This window comes from Nocardia sp. JCM 38205 (assembly GCF_058222935.1).
The window spans coordinates 1-21,210 of the sequence record NZ_JBYHFL010000004.1 but is presented as its reverse complement, the minus strand read 5'-3'; the positions used below and the strand labels follow the sequence as shown (position 1 = coordinate 21,210).

Here is a 21,210-nt window from a genome sequence, read left to right as displayed (position 1 = left end):
TCCGCGAGAAGTGTGGGGGACGCATGTTGTTCAGCATTCTCGGCCCGGTCGATCTTCGTGTCGAGGATACGCCGATAGATCTCGGCCCGGCGAAGCAGCGCGCAATTCTGTCGGCGCTGCTCATCGACCGGGATCGGCCGGTGCCACTCGAGGTCCTGGTCGATCGGGTATGGGGTGATACCCCGCCCGCGGATGTGCGAAATCTGGTGTACACCTACATCGCACGGCTGCGGCGGAAGCTCGCGGCGGTCTGCAATGGCGAGGCCGGCGATCCCGTACTCAAGCGGGTGGTCGGCGGCTACTGCCTCCAGACTCCGCCGGAGACGGTCGATCTCTACGTGTTCCGGCATCTGCTGGACCGGTCCAGGCAGCCGGGCGGCACCGAAGCCGACCGCAGTGCCCTTCTGACACAGGCGAATTCGATGTGGCGCGGCATCCCGCTGTCCGGTATCGGCGGGCGGTGGGCCTCGGCCATGCGGCACAGCTTGCAGCAGCTACGGCACGAGGCGCTGGTGGAATGGGCCGACGTCGAGGTGCGCCTCGGCAGGCCGCGGGTGGTGATCGATCCGCTCCGCCAGGCGTACGTGGAGAGCCCGCTGTCGGAATCGATTGCGACACAACTGATGCTGGCACTGCACACCGACGGGCGCAGCTCCGAGGCGTTGCAACTGTTCGACAATGTCCGGCGCCATCTGTCCACCGAGATCGGCGCCGATCCCGGTCCGGCGTTGCGCGACGCGCACAATACGATCCTCCAGGGCCATGCCACGACGCCGCCTGCGCTCGCTCCGGTCCCCGCCGTGTCCGCGGACCCTGTCGACACCGCACCGGAATCCGGCCCGCCGGACATGCTGCCGATCGACCTGCCCGATTTCACCGGACGCGACGGCCACGTGCGACTGGTGCGTGACACGTTGACCCCCGGCCCCGGTCCGCTGATCCCCTCGGTGGTGGTTCTCTACGGACCCGCGGGCTTCGGCAAGACGACCATCGCCGTGCACGCGGCCTACCAGCTGCGCTCTCACTACCCGTCGGGGCGGCTGTATGTCGACCTCGAGGGCAACGGTGCATCGCCCGCCGATCCGCACGATGTGCTGGAGCGGCTGCTTCGTGCCCTCGGAGTCCCGAAGGACGAGATTCCGGCGCGATTCACCGAACGAGCGGAAATGTATCGGGGGCGGCTGGCCCGTTCGCGCACGTTGGTGGTGCTCGACAATGCCGTCGACGAGCCCCAGGTCGCGCCGCTGCTGCCGGGCACCGGGCATTGCGGCGTCATTGTCACCTGTCGGGTGCGACCCGTTGTGCCACAGGGTGTTCCGGTGATCCGGGTCGATCCGATGTCCGCCGCTGAGTCCATGGCCCTGCTGCGCCGCCTTGCCGGAGACCGGGTGGACCGCGAGCCGGCCGCGGCTCGGGAACTGCTCGACCTGTGCGGCGGATCGCCGTTGTTGCTGCGGGTGGTCGGCAACCGGCTGATGATCCGGCCGAACTGGCCGCTGGGGCGGCTGCTCACCCGGCTGCGCGACGACGACCGCCTGCTCGCCGAACTCACCGACGGCAGGCACGACGTGCGCGCGCGAATCGCCGAGAGCTACCTGACGATCGGCTCGGCGACACAGCGGTTCTTCGTGGAACTGGCCGCACTGCCCGCCACCCAGTGGTCGGCGCGGACGGTGGCCCGTGCCCTCGACCTCAGCGAAGCCGAGGCCGAGGAACATCTGGAGCATCTGCTCGACGTGCACCTGGTGGATTCGGCGCCGGGGGGCGAGCCCGGAGCCGAAATCTACCTGCTGCCCAAGCTGCACCGATTGTTCGCCCGCTCGGTCTCAGCCCATGTCAGGACCCTTCCGGTGCCCAATCTCGGCGTGGTCGGCTTCTGAAACGGCGGTGCGGGCGAATCCGGCATCGCCTGCACCGCTGATCAAGTCCGCGGCGCGTTCACCGATCATCACCGCGTGCGCGTTGGTGTGCCCGCGCGGGCTGCGCGGGATCACCGAGGCGTCCGCGACCCGCAGGCGACCGACTCCACGCACCCGGAGCGCTGCGTCGACCACCGCCATCTCATCGTCGGCGCGACCGATCCGGCAGGTGCCGACGGGATGGAACACCGTTGTCGCGGTGGCGCGCAGGAAATCGGCGATCTCGGTGCGCGTCCGCGGTAGTGGGAGCAACGGCTCGCCGATCATCGACGCCAGCGGCGCGGTGCGGGCGATGGTGCGGGCCGCCTGGTAGCCGTCGATCAGCCGGGACAGATCGGTGGCGGCCGACAGATAGGCCGGGTCGAGGCGCGGTGGCGTCGCGGGATCGGCGTCGATCAGATCGAGCCTGCCGCGGCTGTCCGGCCGCAGCAGCACCACGCTGAGCGTTCGTCCACTGACGAACCCCTGCTCGTCGAGGGCGATCGGCGACCAGATGAGCTCCAGATCCGGTGCCCCGGCCGGTCCGAGGAACGCCACCGCCTCACCGATATTCGAGGTGAGCGGTCCAAGCCGCTGCTCGTCGTACAGTCGTCGCGCTCGCGCCGTGCCGATATCGGCGAACCGATCAGGGCCGCGGACCGAGTAGGGCAGATGGACGATGACGTGATCGTGCAGGTTCGCACCGACACCCGGCAGTTCCACCACCGGCCGCACTCCGGCGGCGGCCAGGCGTTCGCCCGGCCCGATGCCCGAACGCAACAGCAGCTGTGGCGTGCCGATCGTGCCCGCGCACAGCACGACTTCACGGCGGGCGGCCACCGTGCGGTCACCGAGCTCGACCGCCACCGCATCACCGTTGTGGTCCAGCAGGATTCGATGGGCGAGCCGGTCGGTGATCACGGTGACCTCGCCGCGCGCCACCGCGGGATGCAGGTAGGCATCGGCGACGCTGAACCTGGATCCGTCGCGCTGGGTCAGTGGGGTCGGTGCCGACCCCGCGCCCGCTGGGTCGGCGAGACCGCCGGCCGGCTCCGGCAGCCCGGCCGCGGCGCAGGCGTCGAGGAAGGCGCGGGTGCTGGGATCGGGGTCGGCGGGCGGGGAGATCCATTGTGGCCCGGCGGTACCGAAGCCCTGGCCGGTGGTCCCCGCCCACCGTTCCGCACGGCGCAGATGGCGTGACATGAGCTCCCAGGACCAGGACGGTCCCGCTGCGGCCTGCCAGTCGTGGAAGTCGGCCCGGAACCCCGGCACCCACATCTGGAAGTTCATCGTCGACGAGCCGCCGATTCCCTTACCGCGCGGCCAATACACCACGCGGCCGTCCAGGCCCGGCTGCGCGACCGTGGCGAAACCCCAATCCCGTGCGGATCCGAACTGATGCACCGAATGCAGTGGCACTCGCAGTTCGGGATCGTCGTCCGATGGTCCTGCCTCGATCAGCGCGACCGTCACCGTGGGGTCGGCGCCGAGCCGAGCGGCGACGACGCAGCCCGCCGATCCCGCGCCGACAACCACATAGTCGAATTCCAGGGCCGTGGCCTGGTTCTGGCTCATATCACGTGCTTTCGAGCGAAGGTCAGAGCGCGGCGAGCTCTTCGAGCAGGCCGGGCTGCGACGGCGTCCAGCCCAGTTCCTTGCGTGCCTTGGCACTGGTGGCCACCTGGTCGAGCAGGAACGCCTCGACCATGACGCTCCAGTACTGCTGCGCGTCGGCGGGATCCCAGTCCTGCACTCGCGCGTCGTGCTTGGCCGCGACAACCTGCGCTGCCGCCTTGACCTGCAGCGAATTGTCGAGCGTGCCCAGGTACACCGAACCGGCGGGCGCGGACTCGACGGCGAGGGCGTACAGCTCGCCCAGGTCGTCGGCGTGGATCACCGACCACCGGTTGCTGCCGTCGGCGAAGTGGCGCACCACCGCGCCGTCGTCGTCGTTCTGCGGGCTCAGCAGCATCGGCACATAGCCGCGCCCGCCGCCGTAGACCAGACCCGGGCGGATGCGGATGGTGCGCACGTCGCGCGCGACCGCTTCCTCGAGCAGCTTCTCCACCGCGGGCCGCCACGAGACCACCAGCGGCGGGGCGAACGGCGATTCCTCCGTGATGACGCTGTCGCCGCTGTTGCCGTGCAACCAGAGACCGCTGGTGTAGGCGAAGGCCTTGCCGGTGCCGGCGAAGGCCTCGATGAGGGCGGTGACGACCGTGTTGTCGAGCTCGCCCGCCCGTTCGTCATTGCTGGAGGCCGTGTGCACCGCCGCGTCGACGAATGCGGCCGCAGCGGTGAGCGCTGCGGGATCGAACAGATCGGCCACCAGCGGTTCGACCCCGGCGGGCACCGGTCGGTCGGCCGCGGTGACGGTGCCGATCACGGTGTGGCCGCGGCCGATCAGGGCCCGCGCCACCGCGCTGCCGATCGTGCCGGACGCTCCGGTTACCAGAACTCGCATCGCAAACTCCTTGTCCCCTGTACACGTTGATTTCTATCAACGTTAGAAATTGACTTTAGACGCGGCTCCGCGCGATTGTCTACCGTTGTTAGAAATTGGCGGCGACCGAGGAGGAGCAGTGCCACGAGCGGGTAAGCGGATCAAGGGCACGGCGTGCGAGCGCGCCGAGGCACGCGAGCGGCTGCGTGGCGAGCTGCTGGCGGCGGCCCGTTCGATCGCCTCGGAGACCGGCGGATTCGACAGCGTCACGGTGCGCTCGGTCGCCGATCGGGTGGGCTACACCGTGCCGATCGTGTACGAGTACTTCGCCAACAAGGGTGCGCTGCTGCTCGAGCTGGTCGACGTCGGATTCGCCGATCTGGCCGAGCAACTGGGCGCTGCGCTGTGCCCGCAGGTGCAGCGCGAGCGCGGTGGGCCGCTGCTGGCGGTGGCGGTGGCGTACTGGGATTTCGCCATGGCCGATCCGCACCTGTACCGATTGATGCATACGCTGCCCGGCCTGGCCTTCGGCACCTCCGATGCACCGGATTCCGCCCGTGCCTGCTTCGAGGTGCTACGCGCGGCCATCGCCGAAGGAGCGCCGCATCTGTGCGCCTCCGCCTATGACGCGGAAGCGGCCGCCGACCTGCTGTGGGCGCATCTGCACGGGCTGGTCGGGCTGGTGCTCGACGGTCGGATCAAGGGTGGCGCCGAGCGCGGCAGGCATCTCTTGGTGGATCTGACCGGTCTGTTCACCGCTAACGCGGCGGCCACATCCGGCTGAAGCGCTCCAGCAGTATCCGCAATCGCTCACCCGCCATATCCGGACGCAGGCGACGGCTGCGCGCGAGCATCACCAGACCGTGCAGCGCGCTCCAGAACACTTCCGCGTCCGTCTCGGGATCGTAAGGGCCGGACAGCTGTTCGACCGCGGCCAGCAGTTCGGCGAAGGCGCGCTGCAGCGGTTCCGGCGTCTGCGGGCTGCCGAAGGCGAGGTCGGTGGCCCGCACGAACATCGCGTCGTAGACGGCCGGCTGCCGGACGCCGAAATCCACGTAGGCCCGCGCGACCCGGTGCGCGATCTGCTCGGGCGCCGCGCCGGCGCGCGCCTCGGCCAGGGTGGCCGCCAATTCGGCGAAGCCCTCCATCGCCACCGCGTTGGCGATGGCCTCCATGTTCGCGAAATGGCTGTAGAGCACCGGCTGGCTGTATTCGATGAGGGCGGCGAGCCGCCGCGTCGTCACCGCTTCCCAGCCCTCGGCCTCGGCGAGCTGCCGTGCGGTGTCGACGATCAACCGGTGCCTGCGGGCCCGTTCCCGCTCACGGCGCTCTTGCACAGTCATAGTGCTAGCGAAGATAGCAGCACTAGTTTCTGCCATGGACATATCGCCGCTCGTAGATCTATCGTTGCTAGCGGACACTCATTCCGATGTGAGGGAGCTGTTGTGGCACATCAAGTGCTGGCCGGAATCGCCGTCTTGGCGGTCGGCATCATCTATGGGACCGATGTGTTCTGCGCTGTGGTGCAGCGATCAGCGATGGCCCAGGTCTCCGACGAGGTGCTGACCTCGGCGATGGGCTACATCCACCTCTACGGCGATCAACGCCTGAAATTCCCCGGGGCGCTGGGCCTGATCGCCTCGGTGGCCACCGCGATCACCGCGATCGTGCTCGGCCAGGGCGGGGCCGCCATCGCGGCGAGCATCGTCGCCGTCGTCGCCCTCGGCATCTGGTTCGTGATCTACGGCCGGGTGAGCGTGCCGGTGAACACCGCGCTCACCGCCGCCGCGGTGGCCGGCCGCACCCCGGCCGAAGCCAGAGACCTGCAGCGCACCTGGGATTCGGTCATCAACGTTCGCGCCGCGCTGCAGGGCATCGCGGTCATATCGCTGTTCATCAGTGCCGTCGCGGCCTGATCGGTAGGAGATTCACATGCGCACGCGCACTTTGGGCACACAGGGTCTGGTCGTCTCCGCGCAGGGGCTCGGCTGTATGGGCATGAGCGTGGCCTACGGGCCGGCCGAGGAGTCCGAGAGCATCGCCGCGATACACACCGCGCTGGATCTCGGCGTGCTGATGCTCGACACCGCGGACATGTACGGCCCGCACCGCAACGAGGAACTGATCGCCACCGCGCTGGGCGATCGCCGCCGCGACGTGGTGCTCGCCTCCAAGTTCGGCAACGAGATCGACGACGACGGCAACCTCACCTGGCGGATCAACGGCCGCCCGGAGTATGTCCGCAAGAGCATCGACGGCACCCTGCGCCGCCTCGGCACCGACTACCTCGACCTGTACTACCAGCACCGGGTGGATCCGGAGGTGCCGGTGGAGGAAACCTTCGGCGCGATGGCGGAGCTGGTGGCCGCGGGCAAGGTGCGCTATCTCGGCATCTCCGAGGCCTCCGCCGAGACGCTGCGCCGGGCCGACGCGGTTCATCCGCTCAGCGCGATCCAGACCGAATACTCCTTGTTCACCAGGGATGTCGAGGACAACGGCGTGCTGGACACCGCACGCGAACTCGGTATCGGCTTCGTCGCCTACAGTCCGCTCGGCCGCGGCTTCCTCTCCGGCGCGATCCGCTCGATCGACGACCTCGCCGCCGACGACTTCCGCCGCGTCTCACCGCGATTCCAAGGCGAGAACCTCGCCAAGAATCTCGCCGTGGTCGACAAACTGCGCGAGCTGGCCGACGCCAAGGGCGTCACCCCCGCCCAGTTGGCGCTGAGCTGGGTGCTCTCGCGTGGGGATGACGTCGTCGCGATACCCGGAACCACCAAACCGGAGCATGTGGTGCAGAACGTCGCGGTGGAGCAGATCGTGCTCGAACCCGAGGAACTCGCCGCCATCGAAGCCGTCGCGCCCACCGGAGTCGCGGCGGGCGAGCGCTACCCGGCGCCCGCGATGGCGCAGCTCGGCCGCTGATCCGCAGAGGGACGACGACGCTATGGCGAATATGTATCTGGAGGGGAATTTCGCCCCCGTCCAGCAGGAACTCACCGCTTTCGATCTCGAGGTGACCGGCACGATCCCCGACTTCCTCGACGGCCGATATGTCCGCAACGGCCCCAACCCGATCGGCGAGGTCGATCCGCAGACCTACCACTGGTTCATGGGCGATGGCATGGTGCACGGCGTGCGTCTGGCGGAGGGGAACGCACGCTGGTACCGCAATCGCTGGGTGCGCGTCTCGGATCCGGCGAACCCGCCGAAACATCGGGCGGGCATCGAGTTGTTCGGCGCGAACACCAACGTCATCGGGCACGCGGGCAAGACGCTGGCTCTGATCGAGGGCGGTATGGCCAACTACGAGCTCGACGAGGAACTCGACACCGTCGGTCCCTGCGATTTCGACGGCACCCTGCCCGGCGGCTACACCGCGCATCCACACCGTGACCCGGTGACCGGCGAATTGCATGCGATCACCCATTTCTTCGGCCGCGGCGACATCGTGCAGTACTCGGTGATCGATGTGCGGGGGCGCGCCCGGCGCATCGTCGACATCCCGATCCGCGGGGTGCCGATGATGCACGACTTCTCGTTGACCGAGAAGTATGTCGTGCTCTACGACCTGCCGGTGACCTTCGATCCGCAGGCGGCGGCCGCGATGACGATGCCACGGCCGCTGCGCTATCCCACGCGCCTTCTGCTGTCGGCCCTCATCGGCCGGGTGCGGGTGCCCGATCCGATCACCGCCATGGTCGGACGCCGGATGCGGCCCAACGACCGGCTGCCCGCCCGGTGGAATCCGGCCCACCCCGCCCGGGTCGGTCTGCTGCCGCGCGAGGGCACCGCCGCCGATATCCGCTGGTTCGATGTGTCGCCGTGCTATGTGTTCCACCCGCTCAACGCCTACGACGACGGTGACACGGTGGTGCTGGATGTGGTCCGGCATCCGCGCATGTTCGTCACCGATCGCAACGGACCGGACGAGGGCCCGACCACGCTCGATCGCTGGATCGTCGATCCGCGCGCCGGCGCGGTCCGCGAATCACGCCTGGACGACCGCTCCCAGGAATTCCCGCGCATCGACGAACGACTGGTCTGCCGCAAGCACCGGTACGGCTACACCATGGAGGCGCTCGGCGGCGGCAGCCCGGCGGGTGCGCTGTTCAAACACGACCTGGTCGGGGGCACCACGATCGAGAAGCGGCTCGGCCCGGGTATCCAGCCCAGCGAGTTCAGCTTCGTCCCGAGCCGCCCGGACGCGGCCGAGGACGAGGGTGTGCTCATGGGCTACCAGTACAACGAGGCCACGCGGCGCAGTGATCTGCTGATCCTGGATGCGCAGACGATGTCGACGATGGCCACCGTCCATTTGCCGGACCGGGTGCCCAATGGTTTTCACGGCAGCTGGATTCCCACCACCGATGCCTGAAAGGCTGCGATGAAGACACTCCGGATGACCGAGGATCTGCTGTCCTACGTCACCGAGCACACCAATCTGTACGACACCGTCCAGCACGAGCTGGTCGCCGAGACGGCCCGGCTCGGCGGCCCGGCCATCATGCAGGTCGGACCGGATCAGGGCGCCTTCCTGACGGTGCTGACCCGGCTGATGGGTGTGCATACCGCGATCGAGATCGGCACCTTCACCGGCTATTCGGCCCTGTCGATCGCCAGGGGATTGGCTCCCGGCGGCCGATTGATCACCTGCGAGGTGAATCCGGCCTGGGCGCCGATCGCGTCGGCGGCCTGGCGGGAGGCCGGCGTGGCCGATCGGGTGGACCTGCGTATGGGTCCGGCCATCGACACCATTCGCGCCCTCGACCCAGGCATCTCGATCGATCTGGCGTTCGTCGACGCCGACAAGACCGGTTATCTCGACTACTACGAGGAACTGCTGCCGCGGCTGCGTCCCGGCGGTGCGATGCTGGTGGACAACGTGCTGTGGTTCGGCACCGTGGTGCAGCCGCCGTTCGACGAATCCACCACCGCCATCAGGGAATTCAACGACCATGTGCGCCGCGACGACCGCGTCGACGTGGTCGTGCTCACCATCGGCGACGGGCTCTCGCTGATCCGCAAGCGGGATTGAACCGCACGAACGCCGCGACGGCCGGTCGGCACCTGGGTGCCGACCGGCCGTTTCTCATGGCAGGAACAGTTGCGCGCAGAGGCCGGTGAGCGCGACGAGCTGGATCGCCACCCGCAGGTTGATCACGCTGTCCCAGCGGGCCTGTAGATCGCGCGCGTCGGGCAGCGTCTGCTCGGCCCGCGCGGCGGCGCTGAACTTTTCGTTGACCGGCTTGGCGATGGTCAGGTAGATGCCCATCCACGCCGCCAGCGCCAGCACGGCCACACCGCCGGCGATGGCGGCCTCGGTCCGTCCGGCCAGCGCGCTGGCGATGACACTCAGTACGGCCAGGCTCATGCCGAGTCCGCCGGGCACCGGCAGACGCCGATCGCCGTAGTAGTGGACCCAGCCGACCAGGTGGGTCAGTGCCCGCTCGTCGAGGTGCCGCAGCGAGGTGCGCCAGACGACGGCGGCGAAGGTGTCGGTGCCGTAGGTGACGGCGCAACCGAGGATCGCCATGGTGGCCAGTGCGTAACTGAGGTTGTTCACGTTGTCCTCCGATGGGTAGCGGTGATCGGCCACCAGTGTCTTGTGCCGACCTTTCCTCGGCCTGGACCGCAGTGCACCATCGAGTCCCGTTGCGCCAGTTCGGATCATGCTGCGCTCGAGGTTTCCTCGTGCACCTGCCGCCAGGGTGGAACCGGACGTTACCGGCCGACGCGGGGACAGGGAGTTTCGCATGAGCACAGCGGTTCGGCGGGTCATGATCGCAGGCGGCGGGATCGGCGGGTTGTCCGCCGCGCTCGCCTTGCGGCGCCGAGGCATCGACGCGGTGGTCTTCGAAAGCGCGCGACACCTGCGCGACGGCGGTGCGGGACTGCATATCTGGAGCAACGGCATGCTGGCACTGGATGCGCTCGGCGTCGCCGAGGAGGTGCTGCGGATCGCGCCCGTGCAGACCGTCTGCGAGTTCCGCACCGCGCGCGGCGAGCACATCGGCTCCTGGCCGGTGGGCGAGTTCGCCGTCAAGTACGGCAGGCCAACGGTGGCGATCGGGCGCTCGGATCTACATCGGATCCTGTTGCGTGCCTTGACCGATACCGAGATCCGCACCGGTGCCGAGGTGACCGGATTCCAGCAGGACGGCGACGGCGTGACGGTGCGCTTCGCCGACGGCGGCAGCGAACGCGGCGAACTGCTCATCGGCGCCGACGGCGTGCACTCCGCGGTGCGGCGAACCCTCGTCGGCGATCGTCCGCCGCGCTACACCGGCTACATCGCCTGGCGCGGTGAGGCGAGCGTCGGCCCCGAGGTCGTGGCGCCAGGCACGTTCTGCGCATTGTTCGGTCCTGGTGCCCGATTCACCTACTACGACGTCGCGCCGGGCCGGACCTACTGGATGAGCGTGGCGAACGGTGCGCCGCACGGCGTCGACCGCGGCGATGTGATCGACATGCTCGCCGACCGGCACCGCGGCTGGCCCGAACCCGTCGCCCAGCTGCTCACCGCGACGCCGGCCGAACAGGTGCTGCGCCACGACGTCATCGACCGGGCACCCATCCGCCGCTGGGGCCGGGGCCGGGTCAGCCTGCTCGGCGACGCGGCGCATCCGATCACCTTCAATATCGGACAGGGTGCGTGCCAGGCGATCGAGGACGCGCTGATCCTGGCCGAGCATCTCGACGGCACCACCGACCCGATCGCTGCCCTGCGTTCCTATGAGCGCGAACGCATTCCACGCACGGCACGGATGCAGCGGATGGCGTGGCGGATCGGGCGGATGGGCGCCTGGGAGAACCCCGCCGCCATCTGGCTCAGAGAGCGGTTCATGAAGGCGTCCTGGGATCGTTTCGCCTTCCGCGCGGCCGAGCAGGAGCAAGTCGCGTACGCCACCCGCTATCGCGCCGACATCGACCGATCCAATCGAACGAACCGACAGGAGCTGACATGACCGACAGCGTCCAGCAGGACAACCACTTCTTCTCCGCCTGGGCGAACAGCTGGTGGGACAACGACTCGATGATGAACCCGCTGAAATCGTTCAACCCACTACGGTTCGCCTACTTCGATCGGTACCTGTCCTCGGGGTGGGAGGGTGTGCGCATTCTCGATGTCGGCTGCGGCGGCGGCTACACCACCGAATTCCTGCACGGACGCGGCGCGAAGGTCTCCGGTGTCGACGTCTCACCGAAGCTGGTGGAAGCGGCCACCAGGCACGCCGCGGAGACGGGCAAGGAGATCGAGTACAAGGTGGGGGCGGCCGAGGCACTGCCGTTCGACGACGCCACCTTCGACGTGGTGACCTGCGTCGACGTGCTCGAGCATGTCAAGAGCCCGGCGGATTCGGTGCGCGAGATCCATCGAGTGCTGAAGCCGGGTGGAATCTTCTTCTACGACACCATCAACCGGACCATGCGGTCGCGGGTGATGATGATCTGGCTTCCGGAGCGGGTACTCGGCATCGTGCCAAAGGGTGCCCACGATTGGGCGGATTTCATCACCCCGGAGGAGATGGACAACTACCTGCGGGCGACCGGGTTCACCCCGATCGGCGCCCCCAAGGGCATTGCCATCCGTGGGCAGAACAAGGACGGAAGCCTCAAGGCCAAGCTGACCTCCGACACGTCGGCGCTGTATCTCGGGGTGGCACGCAAGTAGCCGCCAGCAGAGCGGGTCGAGCCCGGAGCCCATGGCCGAGCCATGGGCTCCGTTTCCGTGACCGGCTCAGCGTTGCCAGCCGTGCGCCAGTTCCGCTGCGGCCACGGAGGTTTCGATCCACGGATCGCGACCGTGCACCTCGGTCAACGTGGTGCGCAGCCAGGTGTCGACCGGGGCGGTCGAATTCGCGAGCGCGCGCAGCGACCGCGCCGGGTCGGGCGACTCCATGTGGTATATGGCCAGATCGCCGTCCAGGCCGGACCGGCACCAGGCCAGTTCCCGCGAAATCTCCGCCGCTCGCCGCGCGGCGCGGTACTGCTCGCCGTGCTGCTCGTTGAGCTCCTTGTGCGCCTGCCGCCACTGGTCGAGCCGGCCGGGCAGGATCGGCAGGGTGCGAACCAACGGCACGTCGACGGAGCGGACCCTGGCGCGGCTGCGCGGACCCATCTTCCCGACACCGAGCTGGGCGAGGATGCTGGTGTCGACCCCGATGCCCCAGCGCTCGGCGATCAGTCCGTCCTGCAGCCGCCACACCACAACGCCTTTGGCGCTGATCTGTTTGCCGGTCGGCGCCAGTCCGAGGAATTCACCCGAATGCGTACCGCGCCAGGTGTTGTGGATGACGACATGGTCGGCGTGGGCGCTCATGTCCTCGATCGTCACCTTCAGGTCCGGGAATCCGCCGCGCAATCCGGCGATGGTGTACTTGACGCCCGCCAACCCCTCCGGTGCTCCCGGCAACGGCTGATGGTCGATCATGTCCTCGCGATAGATCTCGTCCACCACCGAGAAATCGCCCTGGTTGACGAATTCGTCGAAAACCCTTCGGATGATTGCCTTGTTGGCCTCTGCGGACACCACTCACACTCCTTGGTCATCGCGTGACAGACCGGCGAGCCCGGTCCCTGGCTCAGCCAAGTGTCTCGATCAGACCCAGCACGGCCCTTGAACAGAAGTGGTGCGCATCTTGCGGGTCGCCGCGGACCGATGCTGCGGACCTCCATACCGGACGATGAACTCGGCGTCCGGGCGGCGGCGCCAGGCAGCCAGCGTCCCGCACACTGTGGCGAGTGATCGGCCGCCGAGGCGTTCATGAGCGATGTGCGCCCGTTCCTGGCCCTGGACGCCACCGCCGATTTCAGCCGCGACGAACACCTCATGGCGTTGAACTACACCGCGCGCCGCTGCGGCGCCGTGCTGAGCACCGCCGATCTGCTCGAACAGCTCAGCGAGGTGCCCGCCCGCGCCGGTTGAGCCGAGCGGCCGATCGTGGCGCGCCGGTAGTATCGGTGCACATGGCCCGTGCCGGCCGCCCACCCTCTCGGCCGGTGCAGCCACGGGAGAGCCGGTGATGAGCACACTCGAAATTCCCAGCTGGCGGCGGTTGCCGGGCAGCGTACGGCTGCTGGTGATCACCGTGGCGATGCTCGTCGTGCTGCTGCTGGTGGTGCCCCGGCTGATCGGGGTCTACATCGGCTGGCTGTGGTTCGGTGAGGTCGGCTACCGCGAGGTCTGGCGCACCGTGCTGCTCACCCGGGTGGTGATGTTCGTCGTCGTCGGGCTGTTCGTCGGCGGTGTGCTGCTGGCGGCGATGTGGTGGGCCTATCGTTACCGGCCGCTGCTCATCGCCGACGACGAGCGCGAGGACTATCTGCTGCCCTATCGCAGCGTGGTGCTGCGCAAGCCGCTGTGGTTCGGGCTCGGTATCGCGGGCGCGCTCGGGCTGATCTGCGGGCTGATCGGGCAGTCGCGCTGGACGACGGTGCAGCTGTTCCTGCACGGCGGCGCCTTCGGCATCGACGACCCCGAATTCGGCCACGACATCGGCTTCTTCGTCTTCGATCTGCCGTTCTACCGGCTGGTGGTGAGCTGGCTGTTCGCCACCGTCGTGCTCGCTCTCCTGGCCACCCTCGCCGCGCACTATCTGTTCGGCGGCATCCGTTTGACCGGCAAATTCCCCGGCCTGACCACGGCGGCGCGGGTGCAGCTGGCGGTGCTGGCCGGATCGTTCATCCTGCTGAAGGCCGTCGCCTACTGGCTGGATCGGTACGCGCTGCTGTCGAGCCACAGCCGCGAACCCACCTTCGCCGGAGCCGGCTACACCGACATCAACGCGGTGCTGCCCGCTCGGTTGATCATGTTCGCGATCGCCCTCATCTGTGCCGCCGCCGTCTTCTCCGCGGTGGTGGTGCGCGATCTGCGCATCCCGGCGATGGCGGCCGCGCTGTTGCTGCTGTCCTCGATTCTGGTGGGCGGGGTGTGGCCGCTGGCGGTCGAGCAGCTGTCGGTGCGGCCCAACGCCGCCGACAAGGAACGCGTCTACATCGAACGCAATATCGCCGCCACCAGACAGGCCTACGGGATCGGCAGCGACCGCGTGGACTATCAGCCGTATCCGGGGATCGGGACCACGCCGCCACCGCAGGTCCCGGCCGACGCCACCACCATCGCCAATGTGCGCCTGCTCGACCCGAACGTGCTGTCGCGAACCTTCACCCAGCAGCAGCAGTTGAAGAACTTCTACAGCTTCCCCGACAAGCTGGACCTGGACCGCTACCGCATCGACGGGCAGTTGCGCGATTACGTCGTCGCGGCCAGGGAGCTGACGCCGAGTGCGCTCAGCGCCAACCAGCGGCACTGGGTCAATCGGCACACCGTCTACACCCACGGCAACGGCTTCGTCGCCGCACCGGCCAACCGGGTGAACGCCGCCGTGCGCGACGCGGCCGGGGACGCGGAGAGCAGCAACAGCGGCTATCCCATCTACACCGTCAGCGATATCGCCAGCGCCGCGTCCGGGCAGCAGGTGATCCCGGTGGACCAGCCGCGCATCTACTTCGGGGAAGTGATCGCCGCGGCCGACCCCGATTACGCCATCGTCGGCGGCGGCAGCGAGCCCCGCGAATACGACACCGACAGCACCAAATACACCTACGACGGCGCGGGCGGTGTGCCGATCGGCAACTGGGCCGACCGGCTGGCGTTCGCGGTGCACTACGCCGAACGCAACATCATTTTCTCCGATGCCATCGACGCCGATTCCAAGATCATCTTCAATCGCGATCCACGCCACCGGGTCGAACTGGTCGCGCCCTGGCTGAGCACCGACAACGACCCCTACCCGGCCGTGGTCGACGGGCGGATCGTGTGGATCGTCGACGCCTACACCACCGTCGACGGCTACCCGTACGCCAAGCGCAGTTCGCTCGAGGCGCTGGCCGCGGGCAACGAAGCCGAGGGCGGACCGTTCGAGGAGATCTCCTACGTACGCAACTCGATCAAGGCCACCGTCGACGCCTACGACGGCACGGTGACCCTCTATCAGGTCGATCGCGACGATCCGGTGCTGGCGGCGTGGATGAACGTCTTCCCCGGGACGGTGGAGCCGCCGGAGGCGATCAGTGAGGAACTGCGCGCCCACTTCCGGTATCCGGAGGATCTGTTCTCCATCCAGCGAGAGATGCTGGCCAAATACCACGTGGACGAGCCGCGAGAGTTCTTCACCACCAACGCGTTCTGGTCGGTGCCCAGTGATCCGACCGTCGAGACCAACCCGCACCAGCCGCCCTTCTACGTGCTGATGGGCGATCCGGAAACCGCCGACCCGTCCTTCCGGCTGGCCAGTGCGATGGTCGGGTTCAATCGAGAGTTCCTGTCCGCCTACATCTCCGTCGCCTGCGATCCGGACGACTACGGCAGATTCACGGTGCTGCAACTGCCCACCGACACCCTCACCCAGGGGCCGCAGCAGATCCAGAACTCGATGATCTCCGATACCAGGGTGGCCTCCGAACGCACCCTGCTCGAACGTTCCAACCGCATCCAGTACGGCAATCTGCTCACGCTGCCGATCGCCGAGGGCGGGGTGCTGTATGTCGAACCGCTGTTCACCGAGCGGATCTCGACCGCACCGAACGGTTCCACCTTCCCGCAGCTGGCACGGATGCTGGTGAGTTACCGCGATCCGGGCACCGGCGGCGTCCGGGTGGGCTACGCCCCGACGTTGGCCGAGGCGCTCGATCAGGTCTTCGGCCCCGAGACCGGTAACCTCGCGACCGCGCCGGGCGGTGGTCCCGCCGCACCACCACCCCCGGGCCGTCCCAGGCCTGCACCGCCGTCGGGCCCGGCCGTACCGGCTCCCGCGGTGGACGAGGCGACCATCGCCGAACTCAATGCCCAGATCGAGGCCATCCGCGCCGCGCTCGACCGCATCCAGCAGCAGGTCGAGGGGCTGCCGCGGCCGGGCGGATGAGGCGGGCCGGAGGGCGGCGAAGCGACGCCGGATCGCTACGTCAGGGGTCTTGACTGACGCCGGATCAGGGCCATACTGGACATATACCGGAACACCGAAGGGTGTGACGCGTTCGAAGGAGACGTCCGAAGAACGGTGGTCACATCACTTCAAGATCCGGCTAGGCCCCCGGCAAGCCAGTCGAGTACCGGAGCCATCAGCGACGACTGAGGCTCATGGAATCGATGGAGACTACCGGGGACTGCTCTGTTCAGGGGGTTTTCGCACCGGCTCGGCGCCGGACACCTCACGCACCGATCGCGCGAGCCAAGTGCGGCCACGAGTCGTGCAAGTCGGTCTCGAACTGCCCCCACGTGTGTGATCCCGACGCCCGATTGACATGCGTGGCAGGGATACCCAGCGAGGCCAAACGGCCGGCGAACGCACCCGTGCAGGCGCTCGCGATGGCCTCGACCGGAGGCATCGGCAACCCGCCCTTATCGATCCCGCCCGGAATACCGGAGGCGGCCGACAAGAAGATCGACTTACCCGCGAGCCGATGCGCGTTCAGGAACGCATCATGCGCACGCCAGCCGGGACCGCCCGGCACACCCCAGACATTGCCCGGATTACCGCCGCCGCGCAGCACCTGCGCCCCGGCCAGCGACACACCCACCGGATCGGTCGCCCACGGGCACCCGCTGTACGCCGCCACCGCGCTGTAGAGCGGACCACCCTGGATGGCGAGATCGATGGCGGAGGCGCCGCTCATCGACACCCCGGCAATGGCATTGCGGCCACTGGCGCCCAGCCGCGCGTCTATGACGCCGGGCAGCTCCTGCGTCAGGTAGGTCTGCCACTTGTTGCGGCCCATCACCGGGTCGTCGGCCATCCAATCGGTGTAGAGGCTGTAGCCGCCGCCGACCGGCATCACGACATTGACGAACTTGTCGGCGAAGAACTGGGCGACATCGGTGTCGTTCCACCAGGAGATGCCATCGGAGCCGCCGCCGGCGCCGGTCAGCAGATACAGCGTCGGCGCACCAGCGCCCGCGGCCCGGATCACCCGGTTGGTGACGACCTCGTCCATCGACGGCGAATACACCTCGATCTGCGAAATCCGGGGCGCGATGGGAGATTCGGCCACCACGCGGGAACCCGAAGGGGCCGCCGCCGCGGGGCCGGTGAGAACGACGGAAGCGGCAACGGCGCAGACGACAGCGGTCAAGAGCTTCGAAGCCTTCACTCTTCCGTTGTACCGTCCCGTGGCGGTCGGCCGCGAGAACTACCCGCGACCGGCGCGTGTCCGGATCACTGCCATTCGCCGCGTTCGAGATCGAGGATGCGCGGGTGCATGAGCGTCGACGGACGTTCGCCGGTATCGCGGCGGTCGGGCGCGAACACCGCCGCCGCGGCCAGACTCGACGCGTCGATGGAGCGCAGCGGCGCCGGCGGGTCGAGTGCCAGCCGCGGTTCGGTCTCGCGGCTGGCGAGCACGAAACCCCAATCGCCGAAACTCGGCACATCCACGTGATAGGGCAGGGTGCGCAACCCCGCGGCACGCACCGTGGCATCGATGCACCAGAACGAGCGCGGTGCGAAGAACGGGGAACCGGCCTGCACCACCATGGTGCCGCGCGGCGCGAGCGCGCCCGCGGCCAGCGCGTAGAACTCGGTGGAGTACAGCTTGGCGATCGAGGTCTGATCGGGATCGGGCAGATCGATCAGCACCGCGTCGAATTGCCGTGGCGCCGCGCGCAGCCAGGAGAACGCGTCGGCGGTGACCACGGTGACGCGCGGATCGTCGAACGCGTGCCGGTTCAACGCGGTGATCCGCGCATCGGTACTGGCCAGCCGGATCATCTCCGGATCGAGTTCCACCAGGGTCACGGCCGCCACATCCGGATACTTCAGGATCTCGCGCAACGCCAGCCCGTCGCCGCCGCCGAGCACCAGCACGTTCGCGCGGGCACCCGCCAGCGCCGGATGCACCAGCGCCTCGTGATAGCGGTACTCGTCCACCGAGGAGAACTGCAGATCGCCGTTGAGGAACAGGCGGGTATCGGTGCTGCCGAACGGCGACAGCGATTCGGTGAGCACGATCTGCTGATACGGCGTCTGCTCCCGCCACACGATCGGATGCGCGAACAACGCCTGCTGAGCGGTGGCCTCGAAGCGGTCGGCGTAGAGGTAGCTGCCCACCAGCACCGCCGCCACCAGCACGGTGAGCGAACCCAGCAGCCAGCGGGTACCGCGGTGCAGATCGTCGCGGAACCACACGAAGATCAACGCCAGCCCGGCCAGCGCGTTCACCACGCCGACGATCAGGCTGCCGCGGATCTGCCCGAACATCGGCAGCAGCAGGAACGGGAACGCCAAGCCGCCCAACAGCGCACCCACGTAGTCGGCGGCGAACAGATCGGCCACCGCGCTGCCCGCGGCCTGGCGCCGGATCCGTTGCAGCAGTTCCATCAGCAGCGGGATCTCCGCGCCGATCAACGCACCGATGACGATCGAGATCAACACCAGCGCCGCGGTGTAGAGGTCGAGCCAGGCGTATGCGGCGTACAGCGCCAGCACCGACAACCCGCCGACCGTCGCCAGCGCCAGCTCCACCCCGACGAACGCGGCGGCCGCGCGATGACGCAACGGTTTGGCCGCCAGCGCACCGAGGCCCATCGCGCACACCATCACGCTCAAGGTGATCGAGGCCTGCGCGGCGGTATCGCCGATCAGATAACTGCCGAGAGTGACCAGCGACAGCTCGTAGACCAGACCACACGCCGCACAGACGAATACCGTCACCAGCAGCGCGATCCGGGCGAACCGCCGACGCGGACCGGTGACCGCCCCGCCGATACCGGGTGCGCCGGTATCGGGCGGGTTCTCGGTCGGCGCCGCGGTGGGCACTAGGTCAGGCCGGCCGCCACCACACCGGCGACGGCGAGATGCAGGGCCGCGCTGACCCACACGCCGGGATGCAGCTCCTTCTCGGCCACCACGCCACGGAATTCACCGGGGGTGACCAGATCCAGCAGCAGGAACGCCAACGCCATCGCGGCCAGGCCGATCACGCCGTACACCGCGCTGGAGGCGAGGGCCGCGCCGATCGCGCCCTGCGAAGTCCAGATGGCGGTGGCCACGATGATGCCGACGCCGAGCAGGTTCGCCGACACCAGCAGCGCCGCGTTGCGGTTGCGTTCGATCCAGATCTGCCTGCGCAGATTGCCGGGGGTGAGAATGTCGACGATGACGAAACCGAGCGCCATCAGCGCGATCCCGACCCCGCAGTACGCGAGCGCGGCGCCCGCGTCCGCGGGGAGATCTTCGAGCATGTTGTCCTCCTGAGCCGGAATTGTCCGTCGGTTGTCCTGGGCGGGCCGGTGCTGCCGGATGGCGCTATTTGCCGTCGCCGCTGCCGCCGCCACGGAAGCCACCACCGGAACCACCGCCGCCGCTGCTGGCCCAGCCGTAGCCGCTGACGTAGTGGCTGTGCCTGCGATGGCCGGTGTGGTAGTCGTCGACCAGGATCTTGGCTCCGCCCTGGTACGGCGTGACGGCGACGATGTCGTCGCGGTATTGCAGGAAGATCTTGTCCTCGGTGCTGCGCTTGTCCAGCGGCCGCACCGCACCGGCGATCTCGTTCGCGACGATCGGCGCCGCCGCGGCGGCGGTGTAGACCATGCCGTTGTTCGGCTCGTCCAGCGCGGCGGCGCGGGTGTAGGTGTCGGCGATGTACTCGCGCGGATCGTCGCTGTCGCCGACGCGGGCGATGATGGCGATGACCAACGCGATCGCCACGATCACCGAGATGATGCCGGTGACCAGCCAAGCGGTACGGCTCACGACTCCGCCTCGCTGGCGCTCGGCTCCGCCGTTCCCGTGGGCGCTGTGCTGATGGTTCGCTCGCTACGCTCGCTCACGACTCCGCCTCGCTGGCGCTCGGCTCCGCCGTTCCCGTGGGCGCTGTGCTGATGGTTCGCTCGCTCACGATGGCTGCTGCGGGTAGATCATGACGGCACTGCGGTTGAGCACCTGGCCGAGGGTGCCCTCTTTGCGGCCCGCGTCGCCGAACTCCTCGAACGACAGGCGGGTGCCGTCGTCGGCGAGGTAGTCGTGGTAGGTCAGCACGCCGCTGGGGGCGAGGCCGGTGGTGGCCTCACTGGCGAATCGCGCGGTGCCGGTCTCCTCCAGGCGGAAACGCTTGCCCTCGTGCTCGAGTTCGGCAGGCCCCGGCGCGGGCAGGCCCGCGGTTTCGGTCCACAGCACCAGCTCCAGGTCGGGGTCTTCTTCCACCGACAGCCAGTGCTGCACGTCCTTGCCGGTGTCGAGCAGATGTTCGGCCCACTGGTACCCGCCTTCCGTCAGGCGGAGGGTGCCGCGCACCGTGTAGCTCTGGCCGAAGATGTCGACGATGTCGCCGGCTTTCAGGGCGCGCGGGTCACCGCGCAGGGCATCGGCGTCCTTGTCGGCGAACGGGTCCACCGGTGCGGACGGCCGGGCCTGCTCCTGTGCGCGTTTTTCCTTGGTGAGCTTGTACACCATGTAGAACGAGACGCACGCCAGGACGATGACCACGATCAGCGCGACGATCAAGAATGCGGTGATGACAACCCCTCCCGGTCCGAACTCCTCGGCGACCCTAACACTCTTGTCCGCGCTCGGGGCCGGGTGTGGCGCCCTGACCACGGTTGGGCTCGAGCTGAACGCAACCCTCGCCCTCGGCGGCCGGCCTTCCTAGCGTGATGGCCGGATCACCCTTTTCCCTGACCGGCAACCGCAACCCCGAGGAGCATCGCCCCGATGACAGAACCCGACCCGAGCGCCGCGTGGAGCTTCGAGACCAAGCAGATCCACGCCGGACAAGCGCCCGACGACAGCACCGGCGCCCGCGCGTTGCCGATTTATCAGACGACGTCGTATGCCTTTCGTGATACCGATCATGCGGCGGCGTTGTTCGGGT

20 protein-coding genes and 1 pseudogene are annotated in these 21,210 nt (G+C 68.3%); 11 read left to right on the top strand and 10 right to left on the bottom strand.

The window, feature by feature from the left end; genetic code table 11:
- Positions 1-23: 23 nt before the first annotated feature.
- The gene (locus AC4HOU_RS15615; RefSeq protein ID WP_490724680.1) at positions 24-1,880 is read left to right on the top strand and encodes an AfsR/SARP family transcriptional regulator; all 1,857 of its coding nucleotides are present in this window, start codon (positions 24-26) and stop codon (positions 1,878-1,880) included.
- Here the strand turns inward: AC4HOU_RS15615 and AC4HOU_RS15610 are convergent.
- Together AC4HOU_RS15610 and AC4HOU_RS15605 are read right to left on the bottom strand one after the other, a co-directional pair.
- The gene (locus AC4HOU_RS15610) at positions 1,827-3,473 is read right to left on the bottom strand and encodes a GMC family oxidoreductase (RefSeq protein WP_490724679.1); all 1,647 of its coding nucleotides are present in this window, start codon (positions 3,471-3,473) and stop codon (positions 1,827-1,829) included. The genes AC4HOU_RS15615 and AC4HOU_RS15610 overlap by 54 nt on opposite strands.
- 22 nt (positions 3,474-3,495) lie before the next feature.
- Positions 3,496-4,362 carry an NAD-dependent epimerase/dehydratase family protein gene (locus AC4HOU_RS15605; RefSeq protein WP_490724678.1) on the bottom strand — a complete coding sequence of 289 codons (867 nt, stop codon included), beginning with the start codon at positions 4,360-4,362 and terminating at the stop codon, positions 3,496-3,498.
- 118 nt (positions 4,363-4,480) lie between these two features.
- On the opposite strand from AC4HOU_RS15605, the gene AC4HOU_RS15600 reads away from it, so the two are divergent.
- On the top strand, positions 4,481-5,125 hold the full coding sequence (locus tag AC4HOU_RS15600) for a TetR/AcrR family transcriptional regulator (RefSeq protein ID WP_490724677.1): 645 nt from the start codon (positions 4,481-4,483) through the stop codon (positions 5,123-5,125).
- Here AC4HOU_RS15600 and AC4HOU_RS15595 read toward each other — a convergent pair.
- On the bottom strand, positions 5,100-5,684 hold the full coding sequence (locus tag AC4HOU_RS15595) for a TetR/AcrR family transcriptional regulator (protein WP_280213712.1): 585 nt from the start codon (positions 5,682-5,684) through the stop codon (positions 5,100-5,102). The genes AC4HOU_RS15600 and AC4HOU_RS15595 overlap by 26 nt on opposite strands.
- 102 nt (positions 5,685-5,786) lie before the next feature.
- Between AC4HOU_RS15595 and AC4HOU_RS15590 the strand changes: the two genes are divergently transcribed.
- From AC4HOU_RS15590 to AC4HOU_RS15575, 4 genes are read left to right on the top strand one after another with little or no spacing between them, the layout of a single operon-like run.
- On the top strand, positions 5,787-6,257 hold the full coding sequence (locus tag AC4HOU_RS15590) for a DUF1772 domain-containing protein (protein ID WP_280213710.1): 471 nt from the start codon (positions 5,787-5,789) through the stop codon (positions 6,255-6,257).
- Between the two features lie 16 nt (positions 6,258-6,273).
- Positions 6,274-7,266, top strand: coding sequence for an aldo/keto reductase (locus tag AC4HOU_RS15585; protein WP_490724676.1), 993 nt, complete (start codon positions 6,274-6,276; stop codon positions 7,264-7,266).
- Between the two features lie 22 nt (positions 7,267-7,288).
- Positions 7,289-8,719, top strand: coding sequence for a carotenoid oxygenase family protein (locus tag AC4HOU_RS15580; protein WP_490724675.1), 1,431 nt, complete (start codon positions 7,289-7,291; stop codon positions 8,717-8,719).
- 9 nt (positions 8,720-8,728) lie between these two features.
- Positions 8,729-9,379: an O-methyltransferase gene (locus tag AC4HOU_RS15575; protein ID WP_490724674.1), complete on the top strand. Its 651-nt coding sequence runs from the start codon at positions 8,729-8,731 to the stop codon at positions 9,377-9,379.
- 54 nt (positions 9,380-9,433) lie between these two features.
- On the opposite strand, the gene AC4HOU_RS15570 is transcribed toward AC4HOU_RS15575, so the two are convergent.
- On the bottom strand, positions 9,434-9,907 hold the full coding sequence (locus tag AC4HOU_RS15570; RefSeq protein ID WP_490724673.1) for a DUF1772 domain-containing protein: 474 nt from the start codon (positions 9,905-9,907) through the stop codon (positions 9,434-9,436).
- A 190-nt stretch (positions 9,908-10,097) separates the two neighbouring features.
- Here AC4HOU_RS15570 and AC4HOU_RS15565 point away from each other — a divergent pair, with 190 nt between their 5' ends.
- Together AC4HOU_RS15565 and ubiG are read left to right on the top strand one after the other, a co-directional pair.
- On the top strand, positions 10,098-11,309 hold the full coding sequence (locus AC4HOU_RS15565; protein WP_194990857.1) for an FAD-dependent monooxygenase: 1,212 nt from the start codon (positions 10,098-10,100) through the stop codon (positions 11,307-11,309).
- Positions 11,306-12,016, top strand: a complete 711-nt coding sequence (gene ubiG, locus AC4HOU_RS15560; RefSeq protein WP_163809831.1) for a bifunctional 2-polyprenyl-6-hydroxyphenol methylase/3-demethylubiquinol 3-O-methyltransferase UbiG — start codon at positions 11,306-11,308, stop codon at positions 12,014-12,016. Before AC4HOU_RS15565 ends, ubiG begins: the two co-directional genes overlap by 4 nt.
- A 66-nt stretch (positions 12,017-12,082) precedes the next feature.
- Here the strand turns inward: ubiG and AC4HOU_RS15555 are convergent, their stop codons facing one another.
- Entirely contained in the window at positions 12,083-12,877 is a 795-nt protein-coding gene (locus AC4HOU_RS15555; protein ID WP_194990858.1) for an ester cyclase, read from the bottom strand.
- Positions 12,878-13,090: 213 nt separating this feature from the next.
- On the opposite strand from AC4HOU_RS15555, the pseudogene AC4HOU_RS15550 reads away from it, so the two are divergent.
- Positions 13,091-13,270: pseudogene (locus tag AC4HOU_RS15550) on the top strand (isochorismatase family protein); the annotation flags it as partial.
- Between the two features lie 97 nt (positions 13,271-13,367).
- Positions 13,368-16,268 (top strand): UPF0182 family protein, encoded by a 2,901-nt coding sequence (locus AC4HOU_RS15545; RefSeq protein WP_195006731.1) that lies wholly within the window; start codon positions 13,368-13,370, stop codon positions 16,266-16,268.
- A 286-nt stretch (positions 16,269-16,554) separates the two neighbouring features.
- Here the strand turns inward: AC4HOU_RS15545 and AC4HOU_RS15540 are convergent, their stop codons facing one another.
- From AC4HOU_RS15540 to AC4HOU_RS15520, 5 genes are all read right to left on the bottom strand, one after another.
- The gene (locus AC4HOU_RS15540; protein WP_194992523.1) at positions 16,555-17,493 is read right to left on the bottom strand and encodes an alpha/beta hydrolase; all 939 of its coding nucleotides are present in this window, start codon (positions 17,491-17,493) and stop codon (positions 16,555-16,557) included.
- 65 nt (positions 17,494-17,558) lie between these two features.
- Positions 17,559-19,106 (bottom strand): polyamine aminopropyltransferase, encoded by a 1,548-nt coding sequence (locus AC4HOU_RS15535; RefSeq protein ID WP_194992524.1) that lies wholly within the window; start codon positions 19,104-19,106, stop codon positions 17,559-17,561.
- Positions 19,107-19,156: 50 nt separating this feature from the next.
- Positions 19,157-19,582, bottom strand: coding sequence for a DUF350 domain-containing protein (locus AC4HOU_RS15530; protein ID WP_138447042.1), 426 nt, complete (start codon positions 19,580-19,582; stop codon positions 19,157-19,159).
- 64 nt (positions 19,583-19,646) lie between these two features.
- On the bottom strand, positions 19,647-20,093 hold the full coding sequence (locus AC4HOU_RS15525) for a DUF4247 domain-containing protein (RefSeq protein WP_194992522.1): 447 nt from the start codon (positions 20,091-20,093) through the stop codon (positions 19,647-19,649).
- A gap of 141 nt (positions 20,094-20,234) precedes the next feature.
- Positions 20,235-20,843: a DUF4178 domain-containing protein gene (locus AC4HOU_RS15520; RefSeq protein ID WP_228807074.1), complete on the bottom strand. Its 609-nt coding sequence runs from the start codon at positions 20,841-20,843 to the stop codon at positions 20,235-20,237.
- A gap of 207 nt (positions 20,844-21,050) precedes the next feature.
- Here AC4HOU_RS15520 and AC4HOU_RS15515 point away from each other — a divergent pair.
- The coding region (locus tag AC4HOU_RS15515) for a PLP-dependent transferase (protein ID WP_195006730.1) at positions 21,051-21,210 on the top strand (160 nt) is incomplete at its 3' end.

Coding starts and splice junctions, on each gene's coding strand:
- AC4HOU_RS15615 (WP_490724680.1), top strand. CDS start 24: ATGTTGTTCAGCATTCTCGGCCCGGTCGATCTTCGTGTCGAGGATACG.
- AC4HOU_RS15610 (WP_490724679.1), bottom strand. CDS start 3,473: ATGAGCCAGAACCAGGCCACGGCCCTGGAATTCGACTATGTGGTTGTC.
- AC4HOU_RS15605 (WP_490724678.1), bottom strand. CDS start 4,362: ATGCGAGTTCTGGTAACCGGAGCGTCCGGCACGATCGGCAGCGCGGTG.
- AC4HOU_RS15595 (WP_280213712.1), bottom strand. CDS start 5,684: ATGACTGTGCAAGAGCGCCGTGAGCGGGAACGGGCCCGCAGGCACCGG.
- AC4HOU_RS15585 (WP_490724676.1), top strand. CDS start 6,274: ATGCGCACGCGCACTTTGGGCACACAGGGTCTGGTCGTCTCCGCGCAG.
- AC4HOU_RS15580 (WP_490724675.1), top strand. CDS start 7,289: ATGGCGAATATGTATCTGGAGGGGAATTTCGCCCCCGTCCAGCAGGAA.
- AC4HOU_RS15575 (WP_490724674.1), top strand. CDS start 8,729: ATGAAGACACTCCGGATGACCGAGGATCTGCTGTCCTACGTCACCGAG.
- AC4HOU_RS15565 (WP_194990857.1), top strand. CDS start 10,098: ATGAGCACAGCGGTTCGGCGGGTCATGATCGCAGGCGGCGGGATCGGC.
- ubiG (WP_163809831.1), top strand. CDS start 11,306: ATGACCGACAGCGTCCAGCAGGACAACCACTTCTTCTCCGCCTGGGCG.
- AC4HOU_RS15545 (WP_195006731.1), top strand. CDS start 13,368: ATGAGCACACTCGAAATTCCCAGCTGGCGGCGGTTGCCGGGCAGCGTA.
- AC4HOU_RS15530 (WP_138447042.1), bottom strand. CDS start 19,582: ATGCTCGAAGATCTCCCCGCGGACGCGGGCGCCGCGCTCGCGTACTGC.